We start from the raw sequence: 12,798 nt of genomic DNA on the forward strand, positions 1-12,798 counted from the left end.
AGGAGGCAGGACGTGGGAATCCTCGACGACAAGGTCGCCATCGTCACCGGTGGTGGCAGAGGGCTCGGCCGGGCGCACTGTCTGGCACTCGCCGAGGCGGGCGCGACCGTGGTCGTGAACGACCTCGGCTCGGGCATACACGGCGAGAGCACGGGCGACTCCCCCGCCGACGACGTGGTCACCGAGATCACCAAGCTCGGCGGCCGAGCGGTCGCCAACCACGCCTCGGTGACGGACTGGGCGGCGACCGAGGCGATGGTGACGGACACCGTCGCGGAGTTCGGCCGTCTCGACATCGTCGTGAACAACGCGGGCATCGTGCGCGACCGGATGCTGTTCTCGATGAGCGAGGCCGAGTTCGACGCCGTGATCGCGGTGCATCTGAAGGGCACGTTCGCGCTCACCCGGCATGCGTGCGCGTACTGGCGAGCGACGTCGAAGCGGGGTGAGCGGGTCGCCGGCCGCGTGATCAACACGACGTCCGGGACCGGCCTGTTCGGCAACCAGGGACAGTCCAACTACGGTGCCGCGAAGGCCGGGACAGCCGCACTCACCGTCCTCACCGCCCTGGAGATGCGCCGGTACGGCGTCACCGCGAACGCCATATCGCCGATCGCGGCCACCCGGATGACGGACGGGCTCGACGTCGGCGCCTCGCTCCAGGCCGTCGACGGCTTCGATCCGCGCGATCCCGCAAACGCCTCCGGTGTCGTGGTCTACCTGGCCTCCGACAGCTCGGCGTGGCTGACCGGCCAGGTCCTGCGCATCGAGGGCAACCGGCTGAACCGGCTGCAGGGCTGGACCGTCGCGGGCGTCCACCCCAGCGAGTCCGGCCAGGCCCTCACGTACGACGAACTCGTCGACGCCGTACCGCAGTTGTACGGCGTGGCTCCCGCAGGCCGGGCCACGGGAGTCGGCCAGTGAAGGGCCACGACGTCGCGGCCCTGTTGCTGCGCGCGACACTCGGCCCGATGCTCGTCGCGCACGGCTGGAACAAGGTCGCCGGACCGGGCGGCCTCACGGGCACGACGGGCTGGTTCGAGGCGCTCGGTCTCAAGCCGGCCGAGGTGCACGCCCGTATGGCGGCCGGCACCGAACTGGCTGCGGGCGTGGGCATCACCCTCGGCGCGGCGGGCCCCCTGCCGGCGGCGGCGGCCGTCGGACTCATGACCGTGGCGGCCCGCACCGACCATCGCGGCAAGGGCTTCTTCGTCTTCAAGGGCGGCTGGGAGTACGCCGGTGTCGTGGGCGGCGCGGCCGTCGCGCTGGCGGCGCTGGGCAACGGCCGGTACTCGCTCGACGGACTGCTGGGGCGCCAACGAGCGGGCGCGGGGCCCGCATTGCTGGCAGCGGGCCTCGGCACGGTGAGCGCGGCGGCGCTGCTGGCGGTGTGCTATCGGCCCGACGAGAAGCCGAACGAGACAGACGACTGATGGGCGACAAGTGACGGGCAAGGGAGACCACATGGACGCGGAGGACTTCGCAGCGGTGCTTTCGGAGGTCCGGCGCTTCGTCCGGGAACGCGTCATGCCGCTGGAAGCGGAGATCGACGAGAAGGACGAGATGCCGCCGGACATCCGCGAGGCGGCGAAGAAGATGGGCCTGTTCGGCTTCGCGTTGCCCGAGGAGTACGGCGGCCTCGGTCTGTCGATGTACGAAGAGGCCCAGTTGATGTTCGAACTGGGCTACACGACCCCGTCGCTACGGTCGATGTTCGGCACCAACAACGGCATCGCCGGACATGTCCTCATGGTCGGCGGCACGCAGGAGCAGAAGGCCTCGTGGCTGCCCCGGATCGCCTCCGGTGAGGTGCTGGCGTCGTTCGCGCTCACCGAGCCGGACGCCGGTTCCGATCCCTCGACGCTGACCACGCGGGCACACCGGGAGGGGGACACCTGGGTGATCAACGGCGCCAAGCGGTACATCACCAACGCCCCGCTCGCGGACGTCTTCATGGTCTTCGCCCGCACCGACCCGGACGCCCCGCGCACGCGCGGTATCTCCACCTTCCTGGTCCCGGCCGGCACCCCGGGTCTCACCGTGGCTCCCAAGGACCACAAGATGGGCCAGTTCGGCGCCTGGACCGCGGACGTGTACTTCGACGACGTACGCGTGCCGGTCTCCGCCCTCGTCGGCGGCGAGGCCGGTCTCAACCGGGGCTTCTCCACGGCGATGGGTTGCATCGCACACGGACGGGTCCATATCTCCGCGCTGATGGTCGGCATGGCCGAGCGTCTGGTGGACGAGTCGGTCGTGTACGCGAGCACCCGCAAGCAGTCCGGGAAACTCATCGGCTCCTTCCAGCTCGTCCAGGGCCTGATCGCCGACTCGATGACCGACTACTACGCCGGCCGCGCCACGGTCCTGGAGGCCGCCCGCGCCTTCGACGCCGGTTCGGACACGAAGGTCGGACCGTCCTGCACGAAGTACTTCGCCAGCGAGATGGTGTGGCGGGTCGCGGACCGCGCGGTGCAGATCCACGGCGGCGCGGGCTATATGCGCGGAGTCGCCGTCGAGCGCTTCTACCGCGACGCCCGCCTGTTCCGCATCTACGAGGGCACCAGCCAGATACAGCAGGTGATCATCGCGAAAGCACTGCTCGGAGAGGCGGCGCGCGGCTGAACGGGCACGGCAAGGAGGACCCCGGGATTCTCCCCGGGGTCCTCCTTGCCGTCTGCGGCCGTCAGGTCAGATACCGAGCCGGTCCAGCAGTCGCTCGTGGTACACGGCCGGGCCCCCGAACAGCAGTTGCGAGGACTTGGCGCGCCGGAAGTACAGATGGGCCGGGTGCTCCCAGGTGAAGCCGATGCCGCCGTGGACCTGGATGTTCTCCATGGCGGCGAACATGTACGCCCGAGAGCAGCACGCATGCGCCACCGCCGCGGCGACCGGGAACCCGGCGGCGCCCTCGGCTGCCAGCCGCGCTGCCTCTCTCGACGCGGCCTCCGCCAGTTCCACCTGGACGAGCATGTCGGCGCACTTGTGCTTGACCGCCTGGAAGGAGCCGATCGGCCGGCCGAACTGGTGCCGGACGCGGGCGTATTCGGCACTCGTCTCCAGGCACCGGCGCGCGCCGCCCGCCTGTTCGGCGGCCAGTCCCACCGTGGCGATGTCCAGGACCTTGACCATGATCCGGCCGCCCGCCCCGTCCGCGCCGACGAGTGTCGCCGACACGGCGTCGAACGTCAGCCGGGCCATCGCCCGGGTGGCGTCCAGGGTCTCCATCGGTTCTGCCGCGAGCCCGGTGGCTTCCCGGTCCACGGTGAAGAGTGCGGGGCCGGCGACGGTACGGGCGACGACGAGGATCAGGTCGGCCGTCGTACCGTCGATGACGAACGACTTGCGGCCACGCAGTTTCCACCCGCCGTCCCCGTCCGGCACAGCACGCGTCGAGACCAGGGCTGGGTCCCAGGAGCCGTTGTCCTCGGCCACGGCGAGGGCGGCCGTGGTCCGCCCGGCCGCGATGCCGGGGAGATGCCGTGCGCAGGCCTCACCGTCGCCCGAGGCCAACAGCGCCTGGGCCGCCAGGACCACGGTGGCGAAGAACGGCGCACACAGCAGCGCACGGCCCATCTCCTCCAGTACGACGCCCAGTTCGACCGGTCCGAAACCGTCGCCGCCGTACTCCTCCGGGATCGCCAGGCCCGGCAGGCGCAGTTGGTCGGCCACCTGCGCCCACACCGCCGGGTCGAAGCGCGGCTCGCTCTCCATGAGCTTGCGCACGGCTTCCTCGGGCGACTTGGCCTCCATGAACTCCCTTACGGAGGCACGCAGTTCGAGCAGTTCACGCTCTTCCGCGGTCATGACCGCGCCTCCTTGGGCAGGCCGAGGACACGTTCCGCGAGGATGTTCTTCATGATCTCCTCCGTGCCGCCGAGGATCCGCAACGCCGGGGTGGCCAGGAGCAGTTCGGTCCAGGCGTACGTGCCCCACCTGCCGGTGTCGGCGATGATCCGGGGCCCGAGCACGTCGGACACGAAGTGCGCCGCTCGGGTGAGGTTCTGGCCGTACATCAGCTTGGAGACGGACATCTCGGGGCCCGGCGACGTTCCCGCGCGGAGCTTGCGCAGGGCACGGGCGTTGAGGTGTTCGGTGGCCATGGCGTCCACGAGGAGTTCGGCGAGACGGGCGCGCAGGGCGCGGTCGTCCCAGGTCCAGGTGGCGCGCATGAGTGCGGAGAGGTGGTCCGGGGACAGGGCGGCGGCCACCGGGCCCGCGCCCTCGCTGCCCACCGTGGCACGCTCGTTCATCAGGGTGGTCAGGGCGACCGTCCAGCCGCCGTCGACCTCGCCGAGGCGGTGGTCGTCGGGGATGCGTACGTCGGTGAGGAAGACCTCGTTGAAGTCGGCGCCGCCGGTCATCTGCCGCAGGGGCCGGACCTCGACGCCGGGGGCGTCCATGGGGACCAGGAAGGCGGTGATGCCACGGTGCTTGGGCGCGTCCGGGTTCGTGCGGGTCAGCGCGAGGCCGATCTGGCTGTGCTGGGCGACCGAGGTCCACACCTTCTGCCCGTTCAGCACCCAGTCGTCGCCCTCCCGCACGGCCTTCGTCGCCACGCTCGCCAGGTCGGAACCGGCCCCGGGCTCGCTGAACAACTGGCAGGCGATGGCGTCCCCCCGGTACATCGCGGGCAACCAGCGCTCCCTGATGTGGGGTTGGGCGTGGGTCAGGATGGTCGGGCCGATCATGCCGAGGCCGATCACACCGAGCACTCCGGTGTCGGCGACGTCGTACTCCGACTCGATGGCGTCGTAGAGCAGGTCGTGGACGGGGGTCAGGCCCCGGCCGCCGTACTCCACCGGTCCGGTGATCCAGCCGAAGCCGTTCTCGTGCCGGATGCGCTGCCACTCCCGCGCCCGCCGCACGAACTCCTGTTCCTTCTCCGGCGGAAGGCTGCTGAAGTACGCCATCGAGTCGTCGCCCTCGCCCCAGGTGCGGGCCGTGCGGTCGGGGGCCTTCGTCACATGTGCGTCGAGGAATCGGCGCACCTCGGCGGCGAAGTCCTGCGTGTCCTGGTCCATGAGCCTGTTCCCTCAGGTCGAGAGGATCGTCACCGCCGACGCGCCGGGCGCGCCGTACAGGTGGGTGAGGCCGACGCGGGGCGTGCCGGGGATCTGGCGTGTGCCCGCCGTACCCCGCAGCTGGAGCACGATCTCGTGGATCTGCCGTAGCCCGGAGGCGCCGATCGGTTCCCCGTTGCCCAGCAGGCCGCCGTCGGTGTTGACCGGGAGCCGGCCGCCGATCTCGGTGGCTCCCTCGGCGATCAGGCGCTCCTGCTCACCGTCCTTGCAGAGACCGCTCTCCGCCATGTGGATGATCTCCGACCCGGCGTCGGTGTCCTGGAGCTGCGCGACGTCGACGTCCTCCGGGCCGATGCCCGCGATGTCGTAGGCCACCTTGAAGGCGTCCACCGTCGGACTCTCGACGACGTCCCCCACCGGGAACGACGGGCTCTGCACCTCGAAGGCGCCGAGCCTGCGGCTGCGCAGGGCGGTGGCCCGGACGCGCACGGGGGTCGACGTGTACTTGTGGGCCTGGTCGGCGCGGCACATCACGACGGCCGCCGCGCCCTCGTTCGGGCCGCAGTACATGAACTGGCGCAGGGGGTGGTTCAGGACCGGGGAGGCAAGAACCTCCTCGGGTGACATCGGTGTACGGCGCCAGGCCTTGTCGTTCCCGGCCGCGTTGCGGAAGTTCTTCGAGGCAACGCGGGCGAGTGTCTCGTGGGAGATGCCGTGGTCGTGCATATAGCGGTTGATCTTCATGCCGAAGAAGTGGGTGGTGAGGAAGAGCCCGGTCTGCCCGTACCAGGACGGGATGCCGGCCACGGACGGATCGGCGGCGAACGCGCCGCGCGGGTGCTTGTCGAGGCCGATCGCGATCGTCAGGTCGTGCTCGCCGGTCTCGATCGCGCGGGCGGCCAGCGCGACGGCGGTGCCTGCTGTGGCACAGCCGTTGAAGACTCCGCGCAGGGGTATGCCGGTGAGGCCGAGCCTGCCGACGATGGCGTCGGGGTTGGCGACCTCGTAGCTGCCGATGTAACCGCCCCGGATCTGCGGCCAGTTGACGCCCGCGTCGGCGAGTGCGAGACGTACCGCGTCCGCGCCCATGTCCAGCGCGGGCTTTGCCCCGAACCGGCCGAAGGGGTGGAGCCCCACGCCGATGATGACGGCCTCGGTCATGCTGACTCCTCCTCCGACTGGGCGGACTCCTCGGATTCCTCGGTCGGGGCGAACGCGAACGTCATGACCTCGGTCCCGTCGTCGAGCACGGTGTAGGGCACGAGGGTGAGCCGCATAGCCTGTCCGATGCGGAGCCGGTCCGGGTCGGGCTCGGTGAGGCGGGCCTCGACCAGCAACTCACCCGGAAGCTCGATGTATCCGACCGTGTAGGGCTCGAAGGCCACCGGCCCGTCGTACGGCGGGGACGGCGGCCGGAAGTTCTGGGTCGTGTACGTCCACAGCGTGCCGCGCTCGGACAACAGCCGTTCCTTCGACTCCGTACTCGCGCACCTGACGCAGTCCGGGGCGGCCGGGAAGCTCACCAGGCCGCAGTCCGCGCACTCGGAGCCGATGAGACGCGGGGGTGAGGACGGGTCGGCGGGCCAGGTGAACAGTCCGTCGGCCACCGGTTTCTGAGCGATCGTCATGTCACGCGCCCTTCCGCTCGCCCAGCGCGTCCGCGTTCGGAGCCGCCTTGGCCACCAGGTTCGGGACGACGGTGGACAGCTCCTCCGGTGTCCACCGCGACTCGGCGCTCGTGCCGGGGCCGTTGACCCAGCCCTCCAGTACGGTGATCCGGTTGCCGACGACGCCGAACACCCGGCCGGTGACCTCGCGCGAGGCGGCCGAGCCGAGCCACACCACGAGCGGTGAGATGGCCTCGGGGGTGAGGTCCTGGGCCTCGGCGGCCCGCTTCATCATCTCGATGTCCTCGGTCAGCCGGGTGAGCGCCGTCGGCGCGATGGCGTTCACCGTCACGCCGTAGCGGGCGAGTTCGGCGGCGGCGATGAGGGTGAGGCTCGCGACGCCGGCCTTGGCGGATCCGTAGTTGGACTGTCCGGGGTTACCGAAGACGCCGGACGGAGAGGTCGTGTTGATGACCCGGGCGTCGTTGTCGTGACCGGACTTGGCACGCTCCCGCCAGTACGCGGCGGCGTGGTGCAGGGTGGCGAAGCCGCCCTTGAGGTGGACGGCGAGCACGCTGTCCCAGTCCTGCTCGGTCATCGACACGATCATCCGGTCGCGCAGGATGCCTGCGTTGTTGACCAGTACGTCCAGGCCGCCGTACGTCTCCACGGCCTGCTGGACGAGGTGAGCCGCGCCCTCCCAGGTGGAGATGTCGTCCGTGTTGGCCACGGCCTCGCCGCCGGCCGCGACGATCTCGTCCACCACGCTCTGGGCGGGTCCGGCCGAGGCACCCGCCCCGTCGCGCGAGCCGCCCAGGTCGTTCACCACGACCTTGGCGCCGTGCGCGGCGAACGCCAGGGCGTGCGCCCGGCCGATCCCGTTGCCGGCGCCGGTGACAACCACTACGCGGCCGTCGACCACTCCTTCGGACATCCTCAACTCCTCGTTGACTCCTTGTTGATGGCGGTCAGTTCGCTTCGGCGAGCAGCACCCGGGGGTCCGCGCTGCCGCAGCCGCACCGGCCGGCGACGACACGGCCCGCAATACCGAGTGGCGTCTCGGGCAGCGGCGAGCCGCGCCCCTCCCCAGCTGCCACGGACAGTTGACCGTCCCGCTCGCCGACCCGCCATTCGGCGGCGTTGACGTGCGCGCCGGCCCGCTCCGGGCACTCCAGCGCGAGGGCCGGCCCCACGGTCGAGATCAGGGCGGCGGACACACCCGCTCCGCGCAGCAGCGGTACGGCGGCGGGCCGGGCCAGGACGACGGACGTCGACCTGAACAGTTCGCCGATGTCGGCGCTGCCGGCCAGCCCCTCCAGGGTCTCGGCGGACAGACCTATGACCGCGTGCGGGTCGAGCTCACGGTGGAACACGGCAGTACGGCGGTGGTCCCAGCCCATCGCCTCCGCGATGCCGTACGTCACCTTCAGCGTGCGCAGGGCGCCGATCACCGCGTGCCCCCAGAAGCCCTCGAAGCCCGAGGTCGTCAGCAGCGCCCCGTGGCCGGCGGTGAGGCCGTGCTCCCGCAGGCGTTCGGTGACCCACTCGGTGTCCCGGGCGAGTTCCGCCCAGGTCAGCTCCATGTCGGTCATGCCGTCGGCGCCGGGGAAGCGCACGAGGTAGGCGAGTTCGGGGCGGTCGAGCTTCCTGGCGCGGGCCAGGGTGTCGGCGCGGGCCATCAGTTCTTCACCACCCGGGGGAACTTGGCGACGCTGGTCATGGTCTTCAACAGGTCCTCCTCGGTGCGCATGTCGAGCACCGGTTTGACCCCGGTCCGCTCGCGCACGGCCTCGCTCAGCCGTCCGGCCAGAGCGTCGACGTCGCCGGTGAGTGCGGGGTCGTAGCCGACGCGCAGCCGCAGTTCGTCGACCTCACGGCCGCCCCGGACGATCTGGAACACCCCGGCCACGGTCTCCGGCTGGTCCTCCACCGCCTGCCAGATGTCCCGCAGGACCACGGAACGCCCCTGGACCAGCGTCTCGTCGCCGCGTCGGCCGGCCACCCACATCCGGGCGTGTGTACGTCCGCAGCCGCAGGTGTCCCCGGAGAGGCGGACGAGGTCCTCGCTGCGGTAACGGATCAGGGGTGCCGCCCTGTTGTCCAGGTCGGTGGCGACCAGTTCACCGAGGTCGCCCTCCGGGGCGTCGCGCCATCCGCCGTCTTCCTCGACCTCGACGCACTCGGCGAAGACGGTGTCCTCCCAGAGGTGGAAGCCGTCGTGCTCACGGCACTCCCAGGCGGTGCCGGTGTCGGCGGCGCTGGTGTACTCGTAGACGTCGATGCCCCAGTCGTCGCGGATCCGCTCGCGCATCTTCCGGCTGAGCGGCTGCCCGGCGCAGGAGGCGCCCTTGAGGGAGGAGAACGCCTCCCTCAGATCGGTCCGCTCGGCCAGGTGCTCCAGCTCCACCATCTGCGGATACATCATCTGCAGGTAGGCGGGACGGTAGGTGCGCAGGGCGTCGACGACCTCCTGCATCTTCCCCATCCAGGTGTCCACCTCGATGACCACGGCGCCCAGCGCCTGATATCCGGGGTCCATGAGGTTGCGGAACGTGCCGGGCGGGCTCAGCACCCGGTCCCCCGGGCGCAGACCCAGCTCCCAGAGGTCACGCACCTGCGCGGTCACCAGGGGTGGGGCGTCCTGCCAGATCTCGGCGAAGAACTCCGGGTCGCCGGTGGTGCCCGAACTGGAGGAGACCGAGGTCAGTTCCTCGACCGGGACGCAGAGCATCCCGCCGAAGGGATCGCCCGTGCGGGCCCGGTAGGCGCGCACCATGTCCTTGGTGATGAACGGCACCCGTTCCCGGAAGTCCTCCAGGGTCCTGATGTCGCGCGGGTGCGCCCCGTGGGCGTCCCAGAGTTCGCGGTAGAAGGCCGAGTTGCCGTAGGCGTACTCGACGAGCTCCAGGATGCGTTCCTCCTGCCGCGCCCGCAGTTGTTCGCGGGGCATGGTCTCCACCTGGGGCTCGAAGTACCTGTCGTCGGTGTCCGTGTCACCCACCATGGCGCCTCCTCGCGGCTCGGTGCCCAGATCTTCCAACTATCAGGTCAATCAGTCAACCAATTCGACGGATTCAAGGCCAGACCTCGCGATCCATCGATCCATATAGTTAACTATTAGCACTCATTCAACCAACTGGAAGGCCCTGGAGGGCGCCGTGAAGATCATTGTCTGTGTGAAGCACGTGCCCGACGCCACGGCGGACCGCGCCTTCGCCCAGGACGGCACCACCGACCGCGCGTCGGTCGACTCACTGCTGTCCGAACTCGACGAGTACGCGGTCGAACAGGCCCTGCGGATCGCCGAGTCGGACACCGACGCCGACACCGAGATCAGCTATCTCACCGTCGGACCCGACCACGCCAAGGACGCGCTGCGCAAGGCACTGGCCATGGGCGGCGACTCGGCGATCCACGTCAACGACGACGACATCGCGGGCAGCGACGCGTTCGGAACGTCACTCGTCCTGGCCAGGGCCATCGAGCGGCACGGCTTCGACCTCGTCCTGTGCGGGATGGCCTCGACCGACGGGACCATGGGCGTCGTACCGGCGCTGCTGGCAGAGCGGCTCGGCGTCCGGGGCGTCACCCACCTCGAAGAACTCACGGTCGAGAACGGAACGGTGACCGGCCGCCGCGAGGGTGACGGCGCGACCGTACGGATCGAGGGCGCCCTTCCGGCTGTCGTGTCGGTGACCGACCGCTCCGGGGACGCCCGTTACCCGTCCTTCAAAGGGATCATGGCCGCGAAGAAGAAGCCGCTGGAGACCCTCGACCTCGCAGACCTGGGGATCGACGCGCCACACGTCGGCCGGGCCGGCGCACGATCGGCCGTGGACACCGCGACCAGGCGCCCGCCGCGCACCAAGGGCGAAATCGTCGTCGACGAGGGTGCGGGCGGCGCGGGACTGGCCGCGTTCCTCACCGCCAAGAAGTTCATCTGACCCTCTCCTGACCCGTTTCCGACCCGCCGCCCCCACCTGTTCCTGTCCCGTTTCCCGGCAAGAGGAGTGCACCACCGTGGCCGAAATCCTCGTCCTCGTCGACCACACCGACGGCGTCGTACGCAAGCCGACCCTCGAACTGCTCACCCTGGCATGCCGGTTGGGCGATCCCTCGGCCGTCTTCCTGGGGCCGGACGCGGGAGCCGCGACCGAGACCCTCGGCCGCTTCGGCGCGCGGAGGATCTACGTCGTGGACGCCCCCGAGGTCGACGAGTACCTCGTCACCCCCACTGTCGACGCCCTCACCCAGATCGCCGGGCGCACCGGCCCGGCGGCGATCCTGCTGCCGTCCGGCCCGGACGGCAACGAGATCGCCGCACGGGTCGCGCTCCGCCTCGACTCCGGGCTGATCACCGACGCCGTCGACATCATCGCCGGGCCGGGCGGCCCGGTGACCGAGCAGTCCGCGTTCGCGGCCACGCACCAGGTCACCGCGCATGTCACCCGAGGCGTGCCGGTGATCACGGTCAAGCCGAACGCCACCGCCCCCGAGGCCGCCCCCGCGGAGCCCGTCATCGACAAGCAGGACATCGTCTTCGCTCCGGCCTCCGCCGGCGTCCGGATCCTGTCCCGCACGCGGCGGGAGCGCAGCGACCGTCCCGAGCTGCCCGAGGCGGACATCGTGGTCTCCGGCGGCCGGGGCGTGAACGGGGCCGAGAACTTCGCCCTCGTCGAGCGCGTCGCCGACGCCCTGGGCGGGGCCGTGGGGGCGTCCCGTGCCGCCGTGGACGCGGGCTGGTACCCGCACAGCCACCAGGTCGGCCAGACGGGAACACAGGTCTCCCCGCAGCTCTACCTCGCCGCCGGTATCTCCGGTGCGATCCAGCACCGGGCGGGCATGCAGACGTCCAGGACCATCGTCGCCGTCAACAAGGACCCCGACGCCCCCATCTTCGAGCTCGCCGACCACGGCGTCGTCGGGGACCTTTTCGCAGTCCTGCCCCAGCTGGTGGACGAGATCGAGCGGCGCCGGAGCTGATCCCACAGCTGACCGGCCTTCCCTTCCGCCACCCATACAACTAAAATCGCTAACTGATTACATGCATTGACCCGAAGGAGCGTCATGTCGAAGATCTGGGTCAACTCGGGAGACTCCCATGTGATGGAGCCCGCCGACGTGTGGACCGAGCGGCTGCCCGCACGGCTCGGCGCCCGGGCCCCACGCAGTGAGCGCGGCGAGAAGTACGAGATGCTCTACATCGACGGGGAGCGCATCGACCGCCAGCTCGGCGACTTCATGGACGCCATGCGTCCGCCGGGCGCCTGGGACCTGAAGGTGCGCCTCAAGGACCTCGACCAGGAGGGCGTCTGGTCCCAACTGGCCTTCCCCTCCATGGGTTTCTGGCTCGTCTCGATCACCGACCGCGAGCTCGCCCGCGAGACCGTCCGCGCCTGGAACGACTGGGCGCACGAGGAGATCCTCAGCAAGAACAAGCGGGTCATCACGACCGCCTGCGTCTCGACGGCCGATGTCGGTGACGCGGTCGCCGAGCTGGAGCGGGCGGCGGAACTGGGCTTCAAGACGATCTTCCTGCCGTGTTCGACACGGGAGGGCGAGGAGTACGCGCTCGACCGCTGGGAGCCACTGTGGACCGCGGCCGAGCGGGCGGGCATGGTCCTCGGCTTCCACATCGGCACGGGTGGCCAGAACGTCGTCTTCCGGGGTCCCGGCGGCGCGGTCGTCAACTACATGGAGACGACCTACCCGGGCATGCGCGTCGTGTCCCACATGGTCGCGGGCGGTGCCCTGGACCGTCACCCGGATCTGAGGATCCTCATCGCGGAGGGCGGCGCGGGCTGGATGCCGGCCATCGGCGACCGGATGGACGAGGCCTACCGCCAGCACGGCATGTTCGTCCGGCCGAAGCTGAGCCGGCTGCCCAGCGAGATCATCCGGCAGCAGGTGTACGCGTCCTTCCAGCACGACAAGAGCTCGGTGGAGATCGTCGAGGCGACCGGCTACCGCAACGTGATGTGGGGCGACGACTACCCGCACCTGGAGGGCACCTACGGCCACACCCAGGCCACGCTCCACGAGCTGTTCGACGGTGTGTCCGACGAGATCCGCGACCGGGTCACGCGCGGCACCTTCAACGAGCTCTTCGGCCTGCCGGAGCAGACTCCCCAGGAGGCGGCCGTCTGAGCGGCGACGCCGACGGCGGAACT

General features: G+C 70.4%; 13 protein-coding genes. 6 read left to right on the forward strand and 7 right to left on the reverse strand.

Annotated elements, in window-relative coordinates:
• The first annotated feature begins 12 nt into the window (after window positions 1-12).
• Genes G3I56_RS12020 through G3I56_RS12030 form a run of 3 tightly spaced genes read left to right on the forward strand, consistent with a single transcriptional unit; the run spans window position 13 to window position 2,622 of the window.
• Window positions 13-924 (forward strand): SDR family NAD(P)-dependent oxidoreductase, encoded by a 912-nt coding sequence (locus tag G3I56_RS12020; RefSeq protein WP_164408917.1) that lies wholly within the window; start codon window positions 13-15, stop codon window positions 922-924.
• Window positions 921-1,433 carry a DoxX family protein gene (locus G3I56_RS12025; protein ID WP_164408918.1) on the forward strand — a complete coding sequence of 171 codons (513 nt, stop codon included), beginning with the start codon at window positions 921-923 and terminating at the stop codon, window positions 1,431-1,433. Before G3I56_RS12020 ends, G3I56_RS12025 begins: the two co-directional genes overlap by 4 nt.
• Window positions 1,434-1,464: 31 nt before the next feature.
• Window positions 1,465-2,622: an acyl-CoA dehydrogenase family protein gene (locus tag G3I56_RS12030; protein WP_164408919.1), complete on the forward strand. Its 1,158-nt coding sequence runs from the start codon at window positions 1,465-1,467 to the stop codon at window positions 2,620-2,622.
• A 66-nt stretch (window positions 2,623-2,688) separates the two neighbouring features.
• Here G3I56_RS12030 and G3I56_RS12035 read toward each other — a convergent pair whose 3' ends face one another.
• The 7 genes from G3I56_RS12035 to G3I56_RS12065 are packed head-to-tail and all read right to left on the reverse strand — an operon-like array spanning window position 2,689 to window position 9,632.
• Window positions 2,689-3,804: an acyl-CoA dehydrogenase family protein gene (locus G3I56_RS12035; RefSeq protein ID WP_164408920.1), complete on the reverse strand. Its 1,116-nt coding sequence runs from the start codon at window positions 3,802-3,804 to the stop codon at window positions 2,689-2,691.
• Window positions 3,801-5,021: an acyl-CoA dehydrogenase family protein gene (locus G3I56_RS12040; RefSeq protein ID WP_164408921.1), complete on the reverse strand. Its 1,221-nt coding sequence runs from the start codon at window positions 5,019-5,021 to the stop codon at window positions 3,801-3,803. The genes G3I56_RS12035 and G3I56_RS12040 overlap by 4 nt, the downstream gene beginning before the upstream one ends.
• Window positions 5,022-5,033: 12 nt before the next feature.
• A complete protein-coding gene (locus G3I56_RS12045; RefSeq protein ID WP_164408922.1) occupies window positions 5,034-6,182 on the reverse strand; it encodes a thiolase family protein in 1,149 nt (382 codons plus the stop codon).
• A complete protein-coding gene (locus G3I56_RS12050) occupies window positions 6,179-6,649 on the reverse strand; it encodes an OB-fold domain-containing protein (RefSeq protein ID WP_164408923.1) in 471 nt (156 codons plus the stop codon). The genes G3I56_RS12045 and G3I56_RS12050 overlap by 4 nt, the downstream gene beginning before the upstream one ends.
• Window position 6,650: 1 nt before the next feature.
• Window positions 6,651-7,562, reverse strand: a complete 912-nt coding sequence (locus tag G3I56_RS12055) for an SDR family oxidoreductase (RefSeq protein WP_164408924.1) — start codon at window positions 7,560-7,562, stop codon at window positions 6,651-6,653.
• A gap of 34 nt (window positions 7,563-7,596) precedes the next feature.
• Window positions 7,597-8,307, reverse strand: a complete 711-nt coding sequence (locus G3I56_RS12060; protein ID WP_164408925.1) for a hypothetical protein — start codon at window positions 8,305-8,307, stop codon at window positions 7,597-7,599.
• Window positions 8,307-9,632, reverse strand: a complete 1,326-nt coding sequence (locus tag G3I56_RS12065) for a phenylacetate--CoA ligase family protein (RefSeq protein ID WP_164408926.1) — start codon at window positions 9,630-9,632, stop codon at window positions 8,307-8,309. The genes G3I56_RS12060 and G3I56_RS12065 overlap by 1 nt, the downstream gene beginning before the upstream one ends.
• Window positions 9,633-9,786: 154 nt before the next feature.
• On the opposite strand from G3I56_RS12065, the gene G3I56_RS12070 reads away from it, so the two are divergent.
• From G3I56_RS12070 to G3I56_RS12080, 3 genes are all read left to right on the forward strand, one after another.
• A complete protein-coding gene (locus G3I56_RS12070) occupies window positions 9,787-10,572 on the forward strand; it encodes an electron transfer flavoprotein subunit beta/FixA family protein (protein WP_164408927.1) in 786 nt (261 codons plus the stop codon).
• A 76-nt stretch (window positions 10,573-10,648) separates the two neighbouring features.
• Window positions 10,649-11,611, forward strand: a complete 963-nt coding sequence (locus G3I56_RS12075) for an electron transfer flavoprotein subunit alpha/FixB family protein (RefSeq protein WP_164408928.1) — start codon at window positions 10,649-10,651, stop codon at window positions 11,609-11,611.
• Between the two features lie 84 nt (window positions 11,612-11,695).
• On the forward strand, window positions 11,696-12,775 hold the full coding sequence (locus G3I56_RS12080) for an amidohydrolase family protein (RefSeq protein WP_164408929.1): 1,080 nt from the start codon (window positions 11,696-11,698) through the stop codon (window positions 12,773-12,775).
• The last annotated feature ends 23 nt before the right edge of the window (window positions 12,776-12,798 follow it).

Source organism: Streptomyces sp. SID12488 (genome assembly GCF_010548275.1).
Classification (GTDB): Bacteria; Actinomycetota; Actinomycetes; order Streptomycetales; family Streptomycetaceae; genus Streptomyces.

Bases quoted from the DNA above. Each gene is read 5' to 3' on its own strand.
- G3I56_RS12030 (WP_164408919.1), top strand. From the start codon at position 1,465: ATGGACGCGGAGGACTTCGCAGCGGTGCTTTCGGAGGTCCGGCGCTTC.
- G3I56_RS12035 (WP_164408920.1), bottom strand. From the start codon at position 3,804: ATGACCGCGGAAGAGCGTGAACTGCTCGAACTGCGTGCCTCCGTAAGG.
- G3I56_RS12040 (WP_164408921.1), bottom strand. From the start codon at position 5,021: ATGGACCAGGACACGCAGGACTTCGCCGCCGAGGTGCGCCGATTCCTC.
- G3I56_RS12045 (WP_164408922.1), bottom strand. From the start codon at position 6,182: ATGACCGAGGCCGTCATCATCGGCGTGGGGCTCCACCCCTTCGGCCGG.
- G3I56_RS12050 (WP_164408923.1), bottom strand. From the start codon at position 6,649: ATGACGATCGCTCAGAAACCGGTGGCCGACGGACTGTTCACCTGGCCC.
- G3I56_RS12055 (WP_164408924.1), bottom strand. From the start codon at position 7,562: ATGTCCGAAGGAGTGGTCGACGGCCGCGTAGTGGTTGTCACCGGCGCC.
- G3I56_RS12060 (WP_164408925.1), bottom strand. From the start codon at position 8,307: ATGGCCCGCGCCGACACCCTGGCCCGCGCCAGGAAGCTCGACCGCCCC.
- G3I56_RS12065 (WP_164408926.1), bottom strand. From the start codon at position 9,632: ATGGTGGGTGACACGGACACCGACGACAGGTACTTCGAGCCCCAGGTG.
- G3I56_RS12080 (WP_164408929.1), top strand. From the start codon at position 11,696: ATGTCGAAGATCTGGGTCAACTCGGGAGACTCCCATGTGATGGAGCCC.